This is a genomic window from Streptomyces marokkonensis (assembly GCF_039539045.1).
GTDB classification, from domain to species: domain Bacteria; phylum Actinomycetota; class Actinomycetes; order Streptomycetales; family Streptomycetaceae; genus Streptomyces; species Streptomyces marokkonensis.
This window is the reverse complement of sequence record NZ_BAABCQ010000045.1, coordinates 30,808-46,113: the sequence shown is the minus strand read 5'-3', so window position 1 is coordinate 46,113 and position 15,306 is coordinate 30,808. Positions and strand designations below refer to the sequence as shown.

Genomic DNA, 15,306 nt, shown 5'->3' with positions numbered 1-15,306 from the left:
CGCCCCCGCGGCGGTCGGCGGCGTCGCCCTGAACACCCGCTTCCTGCAGCGCGCGGGAGTACGACCGGGGCTCGCGGTGGCGAGTGTCGGCGCGTCGCAGCTGTTCGGGCTCGGCTGTCACATCCTGATGCTGCTGTCCTTCGGCTATCTGACCGGCACCGAGAAGACACCGTCGCTGTCGCCGTCCCGGACGGTCATCGCGGGTCTGCTGACGGTGGCGGTGCTCGTGCTCGTGGTGACGTCGGTGCCGTTCCTGCGGAAATTCGTCGTCACGCGCGTGCGGTCGCTCTTCGCCGGTGTCGTGCCGCGCATGCTGGACGTGCTGCAACGACCGCAGAAGCTGGTCACCGGCATCGGCGGCATGCTGCTGCTCACCGCCTGCTTCGTGATGTGCCTGGACGCCTCGGTCCGGGCCTTCGGCGACGAGTCGACGTCGATCAGCCTGGCGAGCGTCGCGGTCGTCTTCCTCGCCGGCAACGCGCTGGGATCCGCGGCGCCGACACCGGGCGGTGTGGGCGCGGTGGAGGCGACCCTGACGGTCGGCCTGATCGCCGTCGGTCTGCCCAAGGAGGTCGCCGCCCCCGCGGTGCTGCTGTACCGGCTGCTCACACTGTGGCTGCCGGTGCTGCCGGGCTGGCTGGTCTTCAACCACCTGACGCGGAAAGAGGCGCTGTAACAGCGCCGTACGCCGAGAACCAGCCGCCTCGTACGCCGAGGAGCATCCGTACGCGCCGCCTCATGCCCGTTGATTCGTACGCGCCGCCTCGTGCCCGTTGATTCGTACGCGCCGCCTCATGCCCGTTGATTCGTACGCGTCGTTGCGCACGCAGGCCCGTACACGTCGCCCCGCGCGCGTAGTCCGCGCGGATTGCCTCACGCGAGTACGTCCCGGTTGCGGCTCGCCCCGTACCTCGTACGGCTCCTGCCCCGAGCGCACGGCCCCGCGGGCCCGCACGATGGGTACATGCCGAAATCCTTCCGGCTGCGCGCCGCCGCCCTGACCGCTGCCACCACCGTAACCATGTTCGCTCTGCTGGCCGGCTGCAGCGACGACTCGGGAGACGACTCGGGCAGTGACGAGGACCTGACGGCCCAGAAGCTCGGCTGGAAGGACTGCCCGGCACCGTCCGAGGCCGAAGGCGGCGGCGCCGCTCCCTCTCCGCTGCCGGACGGCGACGAGTGGCAGTGCGCCACCATGAAGGCGCCGCTCGACTGGGACCACCCCGAGGGCGACACGATCGGCCTTGCACTGATCCGGGCCGCGGCCAACGGTGAGGCGGACCGGCGGATCGGCTCGCTCGTCTTCAACTTCGGCGGCCCCGGCGGATCGGGCGTCACCACGCTGCCCGCCTTCGGCCAGGACTACGCGAAGCTGCGCACCAGGTACGACCTGGTCAGCTTCGACCCGCGCGGCGTCGGCCGCAGCGCCCCCGTGGAATGCCTGGACGACAAGCAGCTCGACACCTACTTCCAGCAGGACGCCACCCCGGACGACGCGGCCGAGCGCACCGAGTTGCTGGACAACACCGAGGAGTTCAACGCGGCCTGTGAGAAGAACTCGAAGAAGATTCTGCCGCACCTGCGCACCACCGACGCAGCCCGCGACATGGACCTGATGCGCCAGGTGCTGGGCGACGACAAGCTGCACTACTTCGGCATCTCCTACGGCACCGAACTCGGCGGCGTCTACGCCCACCTGTTCCCCGAGAAGGTGGGCCGGGCCGTCTTCGACGCGGTCGTCGACCCGACGCAGACGCCGGAGGAGAGTTCACTCGCGCAGGCGAAGGGTTTCCAGCTCGCGCTCGACAACTTCGCCGAGGACTGCGTGTCGAAGGTCGAGGACTGCCCTGTCGGGGACAGCGCCCAGAACGTCAAGGACCGTATCGCGCGGCTCCTGAAAGACCTCGACCGCACGCCGATCCCCGGTGTCTTCCCCCGCGAACTGACCCAGACCGCCGCGACCGGCGGCATCGCGCAGTCGCTGTACTCGAAGGACTTCTGGGAGTACCTCACCGAAGGCCTGGAACAGGCGTACGACGGTGACGGCAGGGTCCTCATGGTGCTGTCGGACGCGTTGAACGGGCGTAACGAGAACGGCGAGTACAGCAACATCACCGCGGCCAACGTCGCCATCAACTGCGCCGACGACAAGCCGCGGTACGACACCGCCTACGTGGAGCGCGAGCTGCCCGACTTCCGGAACGCCTCCGCGCTGTTCGGCGACTACCTCGCCTGGTCCATGGTCAGCTGCACCGACTGGCCTGTCGCCGGTGCCGCCGACCATCCCGACGTCAGCGCGCCGGGCGCCCCGCCGATCCTGGTGATCGGCAACACCGGCGATCCGGCGACGCCCTACGAGGGTGCGGGGAGGATGGCGGCCGCGTTGGGGAAGGGCGTCGGCGTGGAGCTGACCTACAAGGGCCAGGGTCACGGTGCCTACGACAGCAAGAACAATTGCGTGCAGGACGCGGTGCACGGCTACCTGCTGGACGGGAAGGTACCGGAGGCCAGAACCGTCTGCACCTGACCCCTCCCGTTCCCCCTCCCGCATCCCAGATTTCGCACGTAGTGGCAGGTCAGGGCGTTATCCACAGGGCTCAGCGGGCATTACGTGATCCGCCTACCATGGCATGACCGCCTTCCGCCGCACGGCGCGGACGGCTTGCGAGGGGGAGAGCACATGGCACGTCTCGTACGGTGGACGGCTCTGACGGCCGCCGCCGCCCTGCTGACTACGGCGGGCTGCACCAGCGGCTCGTCCGGCGGCGACGAGGACGATGGAGGGACAGGGGGGACGAGCAGCGCGCGGCCGTCGGCGGCGGTACCCTCCGGGGTGCCCGAGTCACTGGCCTCCCAGACGCTCGCCTGGGACCGCTGCAAGGGCACCGCCGACTCCCCCGCCCCGGGCGACGACTGGCAGTGCGCCACGCTCGAGGCGCCGTTGGACTGGGCCGAGCCGGGCGGCGAGACGATCGGCCTCGCGCTGATCCGCGCCAAGGCCACCGGCGACGAGCGCATCGGCTCCCTGCTGTTCAATTTCGGCGGCCCCGGCGGCTCGGGCATCTCCATGATGCCCTCCTACGCGGGTACCGTCTCCTCCCTGCATGAGCGGTACGACCTGGTGAGCTGGGACCCGCGCGGGGTGGCCGCCAGCGAGGGCATCCGCTGCCGCGGCGACGACGCGATCGAGGACGCCGAATCGGTGGACTCCACGCCGGACACCGCGACCGAGGAGCAGGCCTACCTGAAGGACGCCGCGGACTTCGGCAAGGGCTGCGAGAAGGCCGCCGGAAAGCTGATGGCGCACGTCTCGACCACGGACACCGCCCGCGACATGGATCTGATGCGGCATGTGCTGGGCGACGAGAAGATGCACTACTTCGGCATCTCCTACGGCACCGAACTCGGCGGCGTCTACGCCCACCTGTTCCCCAGGCACGTGGGGCGCGTGATCCTCGACGCGGTCGTGGACCCGAGCGCCGACACGATGGGCCACGCCGAGAACCAGGCCAGGGGCTTCCAGCGCGCGTTGGACGACTATCTGAAATCCACCGGCAAGGACCTGGAACAGGGGTCGCGGGAGATCGCCGGGCTGCTGGAGCGGCTCGACGCGGAGCCCCTGTCGACGTCGTCGCCCGGGCGCAAACTGACGCAGACTCTGGCGCTGACCGGTATCGTGCTGCCGCTCTACAGCAAGGACGGGTGGCTGGCCCTGACCAGCGCGCTGGCAGCGGCCGAGGAGGGCGACGGCTCGGAGCTGCTGGCGCTCGCCGACGGCTACAACGAGCGTGACCCCTCGGGGCACTACGGCACGTCGACCCACTCCCAACGGGTCATATCGTGCCTGGACGACAAGCAGCGGCCGACCCTGGAGGAGACGAAGAAGCTGCTGCCGAGGTTCGAGAAGGTCTCGCCCGTGTTCGGGGCCTTCCTCGGCTGGGACACGGCCGGGTGGTGCCACGACTGGCCGGTGGCCGGTCAGCACGAGACCCCGGAGGTGAGCGCTCCCGGCGCGGCTCCGATCCTGGTGGTCGGCAACACCGGCGACCCGGCCACGCCCTACGAGGGTGCCCGCAGGATGGCGGACGAGCTGGGCAAGGACGTCGGTGTGGTGCTCACGTGGAAGGGCGAGGGGCACGGGGCGTACGGGAGCGGGAGCGACTGTGTCGACTCCGCGGTGGACGCCTATCTGCTGAAGGGGACGGTGCCCGAGGACGGCAAGGTCTGCTCATGACGGCGGCGGGGGTTTCGGGCACCTGCGGTGCCCGAAACCCCCGCCGTCCGGGAAACGAGGTCGAGACCCGGTCAGTAGACGGGCTTCTCCGGCTCGATCTGGTTGACCCAGCCGATCACGCCGCCGCCGACGTGCACGGCGTCCGAGAAGCCTGCGGACTTGAGGACCGCCAGCACTTCCGCACTGCGGACACCCGTCTTGCAGTTCAAGACGATCTTCTTGTCCTGCGGGAGGCTCTCCAGTGCCGAGCCCATGAGGAACTCGTTCTTCGGGATCAGCCGGGCACCCGGAATGGAGACGATCTCGAACTCGTTCGGCTCGCGGACGTCGATGAGCTCGATGCTCTCGCCGTCGTCGATCCACTCCTTGAGCTGCTTGGGAGTGATCGTGGAGTCGGCTGCCGCCGCCTGGGCCTCCTCGGAGACGACGCCGCAGAAGGCCTCGTAGTCGATGAGCTCGGTGACGGTCGGGTTCTCGCCGCAGACCGCGCAGTCGGGGTCCTTGCGGACCTTGACCTGCCGGTACTGCATCTCCAGGGCGTCGTAGATCATCAGACGGCCGACCAGCGGCTCACCGATGCCCGCGAGGAGCTTGATGGCCTCGTTGGTCTGGATGGAGCCGATGGACGCGCACAGCACACCCAGGACGCCGCCCTCGGCGCAGGAGGGGACCATGCCGGGGGGCGGGGGCTCCGGGTAGAGGCAGCGGTAGCAGGGGCCGTGCTCGGACCAGAAGACGGAGGCCTGGCCGTCGAAACGGTAGATCGAACCCCAGACGTAGGGCTTGTTCAGCAGCACGCAGGCGTCGTTGACCAGGTAGCGGGTCGCGAAGTTGTCCGTGCCGTCGACGATCAGGTCGTACTGGCTGAAGATGTCCATCACGTTGTCGGCCTCGAGCCGCTCCTGGTGAAGGACCACGTCCACGTACGGGTTGATGCCCTTGATGGTGTCGCGGGCGGACTCTGCCTTGGAGCGGCCGATGTCGGCCTGGCTGTGGATGACCTGCCGCTGCAGGTTCGACTCGTCGACCTCGTCGAACTCCACGATGCCGAGCGTGCCGACACCGGCTGCCGCCATGTACATCAGGGCCGGCGAGCCGAGGCCGCCCGCGCCCACGGCGAGCACCTTCGCGTTCTTCAGCCGCTTCTGCCCGTCCATCCCCACGTCGGGGATGATCAGGTGGCGGGAGTACCTGCGGACCTCGTCTACGGTGAGCTCGGGGGCCGGCTCGACCAGGGGTGGCAGCGACACGGGGACTCCGTTGGTCGGTCAGTGATTACGGTTGTTCTGCTCGTAACACTGCCACGGCCTTTTTCATTCCGAGACACCCGTCCCGACTCGCGAGACAATCTCGTCCCAGTAGCCGGGCATCGTCTCCCAGGGGTCGACTCGGCCACCCCGGTCCGTCCGGTCGGTGAAGTAGATCGTGCCGGCGCCCTGCCAGCGGGCGATGCGCAGCGCCTCCTCCAGATGCCCGCGGGGTACGCCGTGGACGAAGTGGCAGAAGCGCTCGGGCGGATGGTCGGCGCTCCACTCGGCCGCCTGGGACCAGCGGTAGTCGCTCCATGGCCCCGAGAAGGTGACCAGCTGGTCGGCGTTCTCGGCATACCCGGGGTGGGGGTGGGTGCCGTGACCGAGGACGATGTGGGCGTCGTCACGGATCACCCGGAGGCTGGTGACGGTGCGGCGGACCTCGGGAAGATCTGCCCGTTCGGACGGGCAACGGCCGAGGACGAAGCCGTCGGCCCGGTACCAGTCGAGGTACCGGTGTGCGTCGGAGATCAGTGCGCCGAAGCTCCGTGCCCCGTAGGCGGCATCGAGGTGGCCGAGGACGCGGACACCCGCGTTGCGCAGATGGCCGGTGGCTTCCAGGCAGCGCGGGTCGGGATGGGCACCGGGGCCGTCGGCGACGTTGAGGACGACCCAGTGCAGGGGTGTGCCCGGTCGGGTGAGATCGGCCCACTCGCCGGGGGCGACAAGAGGGTGGGCCAGCCCCGGGACACCGAGACCGGTGCGGACGTCGATGTCGGCGGTGCCCGCTGTGGTGCCGGTCAGATACGGCATGCCGCCTCCATCCAGATATCGGCGAGGGACTCTTCGAGGGCGATCCGGGGCCGCCAGCCGAGTCGGTCGCGCGCGGTACGGACGTCGGCCTGTTGCCAGCTCCCGCAGCCGTCCGGGTAGGGGTAGGCGGTCGGCGGCGCTTGCTCGACGTCGGCGCGGTCTCCGCGGTGCCCGAGGGGATCAGGACGGTGGTGACCGAGGCCGTCGGTGCGATGGTGTCCGAGGGAGTCGACGCGGTGGCCGACGGATTCGGTCCGGGGGTGGCCGATGGTGGGCCGCAGTGCGCCGGGCGGTCCGTCGAGTTCGTGCAGGGCGCCGCCGTAGCCGGCCACGCGGGCGAGGGTGGCGGCGGCGTCACGAAGGCGCACGGCGCGGCCGGAGCCGATGTTGATGACGCCCTGTGCCGCGGAGAGCGAGGCGGCGTGAACGGCGCGGGCAACGTCGCGGACGTCGATGAAGTCGCGCTGGGCACCGAGACCGCCGAGCCGGAGTTCGCCGTCGCCGGACTGCATCGCGCGGCGCATGGCTTCGGCGAGGCGGCCCAGCGGTGAACCGGCTGGGGTGCCTGGGCCGGCGGGCGAGAAGACGCGGAGGACCACGGCGTCCAGGCCGGAACCGAGGACCAGTTCGGTCGCGGCGAGTTTACTGACGCCGTAGGGGCCGCCGGGGCGGGGCACGGCGTCCTCCGCGGTGGAGGAGCCCGGTTGGCTGGGGCCGTACTCCGCGCTGCAGCCGACCTGCACCAGGCGGGCGCCGCAGCCGCTGCGGCGCAGGGCCTCGCAGACGGTGGCGACGGCGACGGTGTTGTGCCGGGTGAGTTCGCGGGCGCCGCCCCGGGTGGCACCGGCGCAGTTGACGACGACGCCGGGGTGGACCGCGTCGAGGAAGCGGGTGAGGGCGCCGGGGCTGCCGGTGGCGAGGTCGAAGCGGACGTCGGCGTCGTCGCCACGGCCGAGAGCGGTGAGCTGGACGGCCGGGTCCGCGAGCAGACGGTCGGCGACGAAGCGGCCGATGTAGCCGTTGGCTCCGATCAGCAGGACTCTCATCGGGCGGCTCCCGGTGCCGAGGCGTCGGGTCGGGAGGTCGTCATCTTTGGGCTCCTTCAGAGGGCGGGGCGGACGGGTGGGGGGCTGTCTGGGGGCGCGGTCATCGCGACCGCTCCGTCGATGCGTGGGCCGAGGCCCTGGTCAGGCGGCGGGCCGCGTGGACCAGGAGGGTCAGGGCGCCGAGGCCGCAGGCCGCCGTCGGAACACCGGCCGGGCCGCAGGCTGCGATCACGGCCTCCACTGGGGCGGCCAGGAAGCCGCAGCCGGGGAGGCGGCCGGCGAAGAGCGTGGCAAGGGCGGCCGCCTCGGCGGTGGCCGAAGCGGCGAGGACCAGAGCGGGGGCGCGGGTACAGCCATGCACGGTGAGCAGGCGGGCGAGCATGAGCAGAGCGCCCAAGGTGAGTGCCTGGGGGTGGGCGGCGGGCTCTGCGAGAACCGCTCCGGTCAGCGCGACGAGGACTGTCAGTGCGCCCATGAACAGGGCGAACGTGCCCAGGAGGAGGGGGCGTGCGGAGGCGGCGAAGTCGGCCAGGCCACGGCTGGCGATCAGTTCGCGGCGGGCGCGCACGGCGAAGAGGTGGGCGCTTCCCGCCGCGGGCGCGCAGGCAAGGACGAGGGCCAGTACGGGGGCGACGGTGACGGGCCACGGGCCGTCGGCGGTTCCGTCTGGCAGGCCGTCCGGGCCGCCGGCGAGCGCGGAGCGGAGCATTCCGTCGCCGAGGAGGGCGTAACCGACGAGCCAGCAGGTCCAGGCGCCGGTGGTGCTTGCCGCGGCACTCAACGGCCCCCGGCGCAGGGCCGTGCGCAGGGCCAGGGTCACCGCGAGGACGCCGACGACGGCCGCGACCAGGCGTGGTCGGCCGTCGGTGAGGCGCAGGCCGGCCACGGCGGCGGCACACAGCGCGCCGGGCAGCAGGGCGAGGAGGACCCAGGTGGCGTGCCCCCGGGGAGCCGGCTGGTCCGTGGAACGAGAGGCGGTGTCGGCGTCTCTCGGGACGCGGGCGTACATCTCCTCCGCGAGGGAGAAGACGTCCCGGTGGCGGAAGCGCGCGGCGGTCCGGTCGGTGACGCCGTGCGCCTCCAGGCCTGCGGCGATCTCCAGAGGGTCCACGGCGCGTTCGCAGAGGGCGCGATGCCGATGCAGCAGGGCCTTCACCGGATCCGCTGCAACACGGCGAGCGGCGGACGACGACCGATTACCGGCCACACCCGCTCCACCGCAGTCGTCAGGCGGTTGCGCGTCAGGCGGTTGCGCGTCAGGTGCTCCGGCGGTCAGAAGGTCCCGCGAGCGTTCGTCCCAGGCGCCCTGGCTGCCCGGGGCCTCGGAGCGGTCCAGTTCGCCACGGCCGCTCATCGGGCCCCCTCGGTCGCGGTGACCGGGGTCGTGACCCGGACGGGGGCGTCCGTCGCCCAGCGGGGGCCGCCCCGAGCGACGACACGGGTCGCGGGCTCGGCCCAGCGGCCGGAGACGTGCGCCTCGGCGGGAACAGCGAACGGCAGGGGCTCGCCGGTGTCGTCGAGGACGACGCGGCGCACGGGCGTCTTCGAGAGGATCTCCAGGTAAATGCCGTGAAATGCCGTGACATTCTGCTCGACGGTGAACAGCTCCAGTGCGCGGGCGCGCGCGGCGGCACCCAGGCGCGCACGGCGCTGGGGACTCCGCAACAGGGCGACGCACGCCTCGGCGAGCGCCCGGGGATTGCGCGGAGGCACTACGAGCCCGGTGCCACCGACGGCCTCCACCACCGCGCCGACGTCCGTGGACACCGTCGCGCGACCGGAGAGCATGGCCTCGACGAGGCCGACCGGGAACCCCTCGACAACACTGGAGAGGATCACCAGGGCGCCCGAGGCATACACGTCGGCGCGGGACGGCAGTCCTGGTCCACCGGTCTCCTCGAAGGACACCGGGTTGCGTCCGACGGCGTGCGGACCGCCGGCCTCGTCGGGGAACAGCTGGGCGGCCAGGCCCTTGCAGTGGGCGAGGTAGGACGCGCCCTCGGGGCCCGAAGGGCCACCGGCGATCCGGAGGCGGGCCGCCGGCTCTTCCTTGCGGATCTCCGCGAAGGCGTGAAGCAGCGAGACCAGGTCCTTGGCGGGCTCGACGCGGCCGACCCAGACGAGGGTGTGCGGGTCGGCGCACTCCGGCGCCGCCTCCCCGGTCTCGGCGAAGGGGGTCGCGTCCATGCCCGGGTGGACCGTGCGGAGTTTGGCGCGGTCGGCACCGCAGCGCTCCTGCCATCGGCGCGCGTGCGCGTTGCCGGGCGTGATCACGGCCGCGCGCCGGTAGGTCTCGGTGGCCAGCCGGCCGTGGAAGGCTGCCAGCAGGGACCGTATCGCGGGTGTCGAGTCGGGTTCCGTGAGGTAGTGCGTCCGCAGGCGTACCCCGTACTCGGTCACCAGGAGGGGCACGTCGCAGAAGTGCCGGGCGAGCAGGCCCAGAAGCGCCGCGGCACCTCCGGAGGCGGCGTGGCACAGGTCGACCGCGCCGAGACCGTCGTCCTCGTACCAGTCGAGCGACAGGGGGCGCAGGGCGCGTTCGAGGCGTGCGGCGACGGCGAGCAGGTCAGGGACGCACGCCTCACGCGCGGAGCGGTGGGCGCCGGGCGCACGACAGGCGCGTTCCAGGGCGCGTACGGCGGTCTCCGAGCGCAGCGCGCCGGGCAGTCCGCCTTCCTCGCGGGCGAGCTCGGCGAGCCCGTACAGCGCGCTGGCGAAACGGTCCGCCTCAACGGCCGACGCCTCCTCCGGGAAGCCGGACGAGTCTCCGGGAGCGGTCCCGCAGAGAGCCGTGGCCAGTCCGCCGTAGCACTCGGCGAAGCGCCGGCGAGCGCGCCGTCCGTGGACGATCCCGTCCTCGGCCGCGTCCCACGGCGACGCGGTGCGTACCCGGCTGACCTGCGGCGGCAGCGGAACCCACCCCTCAGCCTCCTGCCGCTCGCCGCGGCTGAGCGCGTAGACGTCGAACTCGTGCTGTCCGAGCCCGCGCACAAGCCGGTCGCACCAGGGGCCGACCTCACCGCTCGCAAACGGATATCCACCCTCCGTAAGCAGTCCGATGCGCACGCGCGCACCCCCGATCTCCCGTTTGGGGAGCCGTCGTTGGCCCGGCGGCTCGCAGCGGGACGAACGTATGCGGACAAGGCGGTGGCGCGATGGACGGTTGTCCGTCGTGCCACCAAAAGGGGTGAACGGGCGTAACTTTCCCGTGCGGGGCGCGTTCCGTCGCGCTAAGGGTTCACGTCACCACCGGACGTAAGGTGACGGCCACGCCTTACGGCCCATCAACTGTTGGGGTAGGCCCAGGGATTGGGGCGGCAGTCGATTCCGTCATGGTCGATGAACTTGGTCTGCTGCTGCATGACCGGGGCGAGTTCGCCGTCCTTGTCGCAGGTGACGTGGTTGAAGCCGATACGGTGGCCGATCTCGTGGTTGATCAGCATCTGCCGGTACCCGTGGATGTCGTCGCCGTACGGTTCCGCACCCTGCGCCCAGCGGTAGGCGTTGATCATCACGCGTTCGGTGGCGGCCGAGTCGCAGGACACGTTGTCCTCGGTGGTGTCCAGGCCGGACTTGGCGCACCAGACCGCGGTGGTGCCGGGGCTGGCCAGGGTGATCACGAAGTTGGGCTTCCCGGAGTGGATGCGATCGAAGGTGCGGGCGCCGTTGTGGGCCCAGCTCCGGTCGTCGTTGAGCGTCTTGCGCACCGCCTCGGCGAAGAGTTCTCCGTCGAGGCCGAGTCCCTGTTCCACGTCCACTCGGTAGGTGTACCTCTGCCCCTTCCCCGCCCCCTTGGCGATGCCGGGGATCGCGTCGAATGTCCCCGAACCCTCGAGCGTGGCGCTGAGCGCGTACCTCTTCTCCATCTTCTGCTCGTACGTCAGCGGCGCCGCCGTCTCCGACGAGGAGGGCGTGGGCCGGCCGTCCGTCCGCGACGCGGAGTCATCGACGTCGCGGGCCTGGTCTGCGGCGGACTGCGAACGCGCGCCGTCGCCGTCCGTCCCGTCGGCGACCTGACCGGCCACGACGACCGCCAGCACGGTGGTGACTGCGGCCGCGGCGATGCCGGTGAAGGTCCTGCCCTTACCTCCCTTGCCCTGCGCCGGTTCACCCGTGGGCGGCGCCTCGCCGAGATCGGCGTCGGGCGCGATGCCGCCGTTACCCGCGCTGCCGCCGCCCCCATGATTGGCGCTCCAATCGGTGGCGCTCCAATCGGTCGCGGAGGCGTACGGGTCGGCGGGCTGCGGGGAGAGGGGCGTACGGCGCGGCGAGGGCACCGTGAAGACGTCGTCGTCCCCGCCGAAGGCGTCCAGGTACTCCTGTCGCGGCGCCCCGGGAGCCGGCTGCCGCTGCCGCGGGAACGGCGGGCCGGGCCTCGCGGACCGACCGGGGGGCCCGGAGTGGGAGGGATGCGAGGGCGGCGAGAGAGGAGCGGAAGGCGAGGGGGCACCGGTATGGTGCCCCGCCGGAGCACCGGGCGGCCCGGAACCGGTCCGCCCGCCCAGCTCGCCCCAGCCGCCACCGGGTTCACGCTGCTCGGGATGGCCGCCACGGGCCCGCGGCACACCGTGCGCCGGAGTGCCGTCGGGGAGCCTGGGATCACGGGTCGGCGTACCGTCCGCCACTCGCGGAAAACCGTGCGCCGGGGTGCCGTCCGCAATCCTCGGAAAGCCCTGGGCCGGTGTCCCGTCCGGGAACCGCGGGCCCGAGCCCGCGTTCCTCTGAGGGGCATGCGGGCCTCGGGGGGCTTGAGGGCTCTGAGGGCCACCCCAGTCCTCGCCCTGAGCCCCGTCCGCCCCGCCCGGGGTCCCGTTCGTCGCCCCCGGGGGCGTCGCGCCGGGTGCTCCACTCTCCGGTGGCACCTGCTCTCCCGCCGGCGGACCGGGCGCCCGGCGCCGGCCCAGCAGGCCGTGCCGGTCCTCCCGCGCCGCGGCGGTGTCCGCGGCGTCGGACTTGGGGGCGGGTCCGCGGCGGCTGTGGCGTCCCACGTCGCGCCTCAGCCTCCTGTGGTCTGGTTGGCGGGCTCGTCGTCGACGGCCTCTTCGGTTCTCTCGCCGGCCACCGGTCCCCCGGTGTCCGCGAGGAGTTCACGGAACGCCGTGGCCACGGTCTCCGGATATTCCATCATCGCCACGTGTCCCGCGTCCGGCAGGGTCAGCAGCCGGGAGTCACGGAAGGTGCGGGCAGCCCGCAGGGCCATGCGGTATCCGACGAGTTGGTCCCGTCCACCGTAGACCAGCAGCGTCGGTGCGAGAACCCGTTCGGCCTGTCGCCACAGCCCGTGCCGGCCGCCCAGCGTGTAGGCGTCGACGATTCCGCGCGCGGAGCGGGCCATCGCATCCCAGAAGTACGGCAGTTGCAGCCGCCGCTCCATCTCCTCCACGGCGTTGCGGAAGCCTTCCGGGGACACCCTTCCCGGGTCGCCGTAGCAGAGCGCCGTCACGCCACGGACCCGCTGCTCAGCGGTCCACTCCCGGGTGAGCCGGGTGAACAACGACACCACCCCGGGCAGCGCCAGCAGCCCCGTCGGCACGGCGCTGCGCTGCACGCGGATCTCCGGCAGCGCGGGCGACACGAGGGTCAGCGTCCGCACCAGGTCGGGCCGGGCCGCGGCCACGCGGGTGACGACGGCGCCGCCGAGCGAGTTGCCGAAAAGGTGCACGGGGCCGTGCCCGGCCGCGTCGAGGTGGCGGATGACAGCGCGCGCGTGCCCCGTGATCGAGTAGTCGCCGTCGTCCGGCGGTGGCGAGTCGCCGAAGCCCGGCAGGTCGACGGCCTCACTCGCGACGAGGCCGTCCAGCAGCGGCATCAGCGCCGACCAGTTCTGCGAGGAGCCGCCGAGGCCATGGACGTAGAGCGCGGGTGGCAGCCCCTCTCGGGCCGGTGGCCTCGAGCGCACCGTCAGGGTGATGCCGGACAGGTGCACCGACCTGAGCCGTTCGCCGGCCGCGACCTTGACGGCTGCGACCTTCGGCAGCACGTTGGCGGGCGGCACGGACGGCGGATCGGTCGAAGGCATGCGGCAATGTTACGAGACGATCACGCAGTGGTTCATGTGTTCGCCGTCACAAGCGCCGGTACGTCGCGTCGGCGGCCGGGTACGGATGCCGACGGCGCAGGAGAGGAGAACACAGGGCGCAGCAGGCGCCCGGGGGCCCGGCACAGGTTGTGGCCGGCGGTGCGGCGCACGGATCGGCAGCACACTCGGGACGGCGCACGGGTGGGGCGGTACACACGCGGGACAGCGCGCACGGCCGGGGCGGGCCGACGCATGGCGTCCGGACCGGGTGTCTCCTAGGCTCGTGGAGTGGGCACCCGCGTGTGGCCCCTGCATCTTCAGGGACGTTCGTAGGAAGGGAGCCCAGCATGACCGTCGACCCGACCGACCCCGAGACCTTCGACCACGAGGCCCAGGAACCGGAGGAATTCGACGTCGAGGCACCCGCCGCCGACGCCGCCGAGCAGCAGGCGGACATCGCACCGGAGCGCGACGACCCGCTGACCGGCATCGAACCGGACCGCGCCAACGAGGCCGACCTGGCGGAACAGGCCCGCGTCGTCTCGCACGACGAGGACGACTACCGCTGAGACGCGACACCAGGAGGCGACGGAGAAGTCCGCCGAGCAGAACGGAGGGCGATCCCTGCCCGGCCTGGACCTTTTTGAAACCTGTTGTACCAATTTCGCCACCGTCCGGCCCGTGAAATTCTGCACTCGCAGCGCACACACCACGGTTACCGAAAAGTACGATGGCGACGCGGCGCACACCGCACGAGGACGAACATGGGAGGCGGCGTGACAGCCATCGAGCAGACAGAGGCGGTACGCCCGCGGGGCACACGCCTTCCCCGCCGAGCCCGACGCAACCAGTTGCTGGGCGCCGCACAGGAAGTGTTCGTGGCCCAGGGCTACCACGCGGCCGCGATGGACGACATCGCCGAGCGCGCCGGCGTGAGCAAGCCGGTGCTCTACCAGCACTTCCCGGGCAAGCTCGACCTCTACCTCGCCCTGCTGGACCAGCACTGCGAGTCCTTGATCCAGTCCGTACGGAGCGCGCTCGCGTCGACGAGCGACAACAAGCAGCGCGTTCGCGCGACGATGGACGCCTACTTCGCGTACGTCGAGGACGACGGTGGCGCCTTCCGCCTGGTCTTCGAGTCGGACCTGACCAACGAGCCCGCCGTACGCCAGCGGGTCGACAAGGTCACGAACGAGTGCGCCGAGGCGATCTGCGACGTCATCGCCGAGGACACCGGCCTCTCGCGCGCCGAGTCGATGCTGCTGGCCTCCGGCCTGGGCGGCCTCGCCCAGGTGGTGGCCCGCTCCTGGCTGCACAGCGACCGCAGCGTGCCGCGCGACCAGGCGGTGCAGCTGCTGACCTCCCTGGCCTGGCGGGGCATCGCCGGCTTCCCGCTGCACGGCAGCGAGCAGCACTGACCGCCGGCCACCACGGTGTGCCGGGGCTGCGGCGGGCCTGCGGCTCTGTTCCGTCGGCTGTTCGCTCCTGGCGTGCCCCGGCGCAACGTGTACGTCCCCTCACCGGGCTAATGTGTGCTGGGTACGGCGCGGAAGATCGCGCACTTCACTGACCGTCGGAGGGACATAGCCGTGGAGGTCAAGATCGGCGTGCAGCACGCGCCCCGCGAGATCGTTCTGGAGAGCGGTCAGAGTGCCGAGGAGGTCGAGCGTGTGGTGGCCGAGGCGCTCGCCGGCAAGTCGGCGCTGCTGAGTCTCGTGGACGAACACGGCCGCAAGGTCCTGGTACCGGCCGACCGGCTCGCCTACGTCGAGATCGGCGAACCCGCCCCGCGCAAGGTCGGCTTCGGCGCGCTTTAGCCGCGGAGGCAGGGCGACGGACGTAAGAACGGGAGGGGCCCGGCGGCGACCAGCCGCCGGGCCCCTCCCGTCCTTCCCGCTCACACACGTTCTTCCCGCTCACACACGTTCTTCCCGCTCACACACG

General features: G+C 71.6%; 13 protein-coding genes. 6 read left to right on the top strand and 7 right to left on the bottom strand.

Going from position 1 to position 15,306, the window contains the following annotated elements; genetic code table 11:
* The 3 genes from ABEA26_RS14175 to ABEA26_RS14165 form a co-directional block, all read left to right on the top strand.
* Nucleotides 1-676 (top strand): lysylphosphatidylglycerol synthase transmembrane domain-containing protein (locus tag ABEA26_RS14175; RefSeq protein ID WP_345592455.1); only part of this gene is annotated, 676 nt, incomplete at its 5' end.
* Nucleotides 677-964: 288 nt separating this feature from the next.
* Nucleotides 965-2,527: an alpha/beta hydrolase gene (locus ABEA26_RS14170; RefSeq protein WP_345592454.1), complete on the top strand. Its 1,563-nt coding sequence runs from the start codon at nt 965-967 to the stop codon at nt 2,525-2,527.
* A gap of 153 nt (nt 2,528-2,680) precedes the next feature.
* Complete coding sequence (locus ABEA26_RS14165) at nt 2,681-4,234, top strand: alpha/beta hydrolase (RefSeq protein ID WP_345592453.1); 1,554 nt, start codon at nt 2,681-2,683, stop codon at nt 4,232-4,234.
* A gap of 71 nt (nt 4,235-4,305) precedes the next feature.
* Here ABEA26_RS14165 and moeZ read toward each other — a convergent pair whose 3' ends face one another.
* The 7 genes from moeZ to ABEA26_RS14130 form a co-directional block, all read right to left on the bottom strand.
* Nucleotides 4,306-5,484 carry an adenylyltransferase/sulfurtransferase MoeZ gene (moeZ, locus tag ABEA26_RS14160; RefSeq protein ID WP_345592452.1) on the bottom strand — a complete coding sequence of 393 codons (1,179 nt, stop codon included), beginning with the start codon at nt 5,482-5,484 and terminating at the stop codon, nt 4,306-4,308.
* 63 nt (nt 5,485-5,547) lie between these two features.
* A complete protein-coding gene (locus ABEA26_RS14155; RefSeq protein ID WP_345592451.1) occupies nt 5,548-6,297 on the bottom strand; it encodes a spherulation-specific family 4 protein in 750 nt (249 codons plus the stop codon).
* Nucleotides 6,285-7,343 carry an SDR family oxidoreductase gene (locus tag ABEA26_RS14150; RefSeq protein ID WP_345592450.1) on the bottom strand — a complete coding sequence of 353 codons (1,059 nt, stop codon included), beginning with the start codon at nt 7,341-7,343 and terminating at the stop codon, nt 6,285-6,287. Before ABEA26_RS14150 ends, ABEA26_RS14155 begins: the two co-directional genes overlap by 13 nt.
* A 100-nt stretch (nt 7,344-7,443) precedes the next feature.
* Entirely contained in the window at nt 7,444-8,454 is a 1,011-nt protein-coding gene (locus tag ABEA26_RS14145) for a hypothetical protein (RefSeq protein ID WP_425587836.1), read from the bottom strand.
* Between the two features lie 239 nt (nt 8,455-8,693).
* Nucleotides 8,694-10,409 carry a DUF3492 domain-containing protein gene (locus ABEA26_RS14140; RefSeq protein WP_345592447.1) on the bottom strand — a complete coding sequence of 572 codons (1,716 nt, stop codon included), beginning with the start codon at nt 10,407-10,409 and terminating at the stop codon, nt 8,694-8,696.
* Between the two features lie 218 nt (nt 10,410-10,627).
* Nucleotides 10,628-12,331, bottom strand: coding sequence for a DUF3152 domain-containing protein (locus tag ABEA26_RS14135; RefSeq protein ID WP_345592445.1), 1,704 nt, complete (start codon nt 12,329-12,331; stop codon nt 10,628-10,630).
* 8 nt (nt 12,332-12,339) lie between these two features.
* Nucleotides 12,340-13,362 (bottom strand): alpha/beta fold hydrolase, encoded by a 1,023-nt coding sequence (locus ABEA26_RS14130; RefSeq protein WP_345592443.1) that lies wholly within the window; start codon nt 13,360-13,362, stop codon nt 12,340-12,342.
* Between the two features lie 347 nt (nt 13,363-13,709).
* Between ABEA26_RS14130 and ABEA26_RS14125 the strand changes: the two genes are divergently transcribed.
* The 3 genes from ABEA26_RS14125 to ABEA26_RS14115 all read left to right on the top strand — a co-directional run bounded on the left by ABEA26_RS14125 (nt 13,710) and on the right by ABEA26_RS14115 (nt 15,179).
* Entirely contained in the window at nt 13,710-13,931 is a 222-nt protein-coding gene (locus ABEA26_RS14125) for a hypothetical protein (RefSeq protein ID WP_345592442.1), read from the top strand.
* Between the two features lie 207 nt (nt 13,932-14,138).
* Nucleotides 14,139-14,780, top strand: a complete 642-nt coding sequence (locus tag ABEA26_RS14120) for a TetR/AcrR family transcriptional regulator (protein ID WP_345592441.1) — start codon at nt 14,139-14,141, stop codon at nt 14,778-14,780.
* 171 nt (nt 14,781-14,951) lie between these two features.
* On the top strand, nt 14,952-15,179 hold the full coding sequence (locus ABEA26_RS14115; RefSeq protein ID WP_279559911.1) for a DUF3107 domain-containing protein: 228 nt from the start codon (nt 14,952-14,954) through the stop codon (nt 15,177-15,179).
* Nucleotides 15,180-15,306: the final 127 nt, after the last annotated feature.

Excerpts from the sequence above, each read along its gene's own strand:
- ABEA26_RS14170 (WP_345592454.1), top strand. The coding sequence starts at position 965 with ATGCCGAAATCCTTCCGGCTGCGCGCCGCCGCCCTGACCGCTGCCACC.
- ABEA26_RS14165 (WP_345592453.1), top strand. The coding sequence starts at position 2,681 with ATGGCACGTCTCGTACGGTGGACGGCTCTGACGGCCGCCGCCGCCCTG.
- ABEA26_RS14155 (WP_345592451.1), bottom strand. The coding sequence starts at position 6,297 with ATGCCGTATCTGACCGGCACCACAGCGGGCACCGCCGACATCGACGTC.
- ABEA26_RS14150 (WP_345592450.1), bottom strand. The coding sequence starts at position 7,343 with ATGAGAGTCCTGCTGATCGGAGCCAACGGCTACATCGGCCGCTTCGTC.
- ABEA26_RS14130 (WP_345592443.1), bottom strand. The coding sequence starts at position 13,362 with ATGCCTTCGACCGATCCGCCGTCCGTGCCGCCCGCCAACGTGCTGCCG.
- ABEA26_RS14125 (WP_345592442.1), top strand. The coding sequence starts at position 13,710 with ATGACCGTCGACCCGACCGACCCCGAGACCTTCGACCACGAGGCCCAG.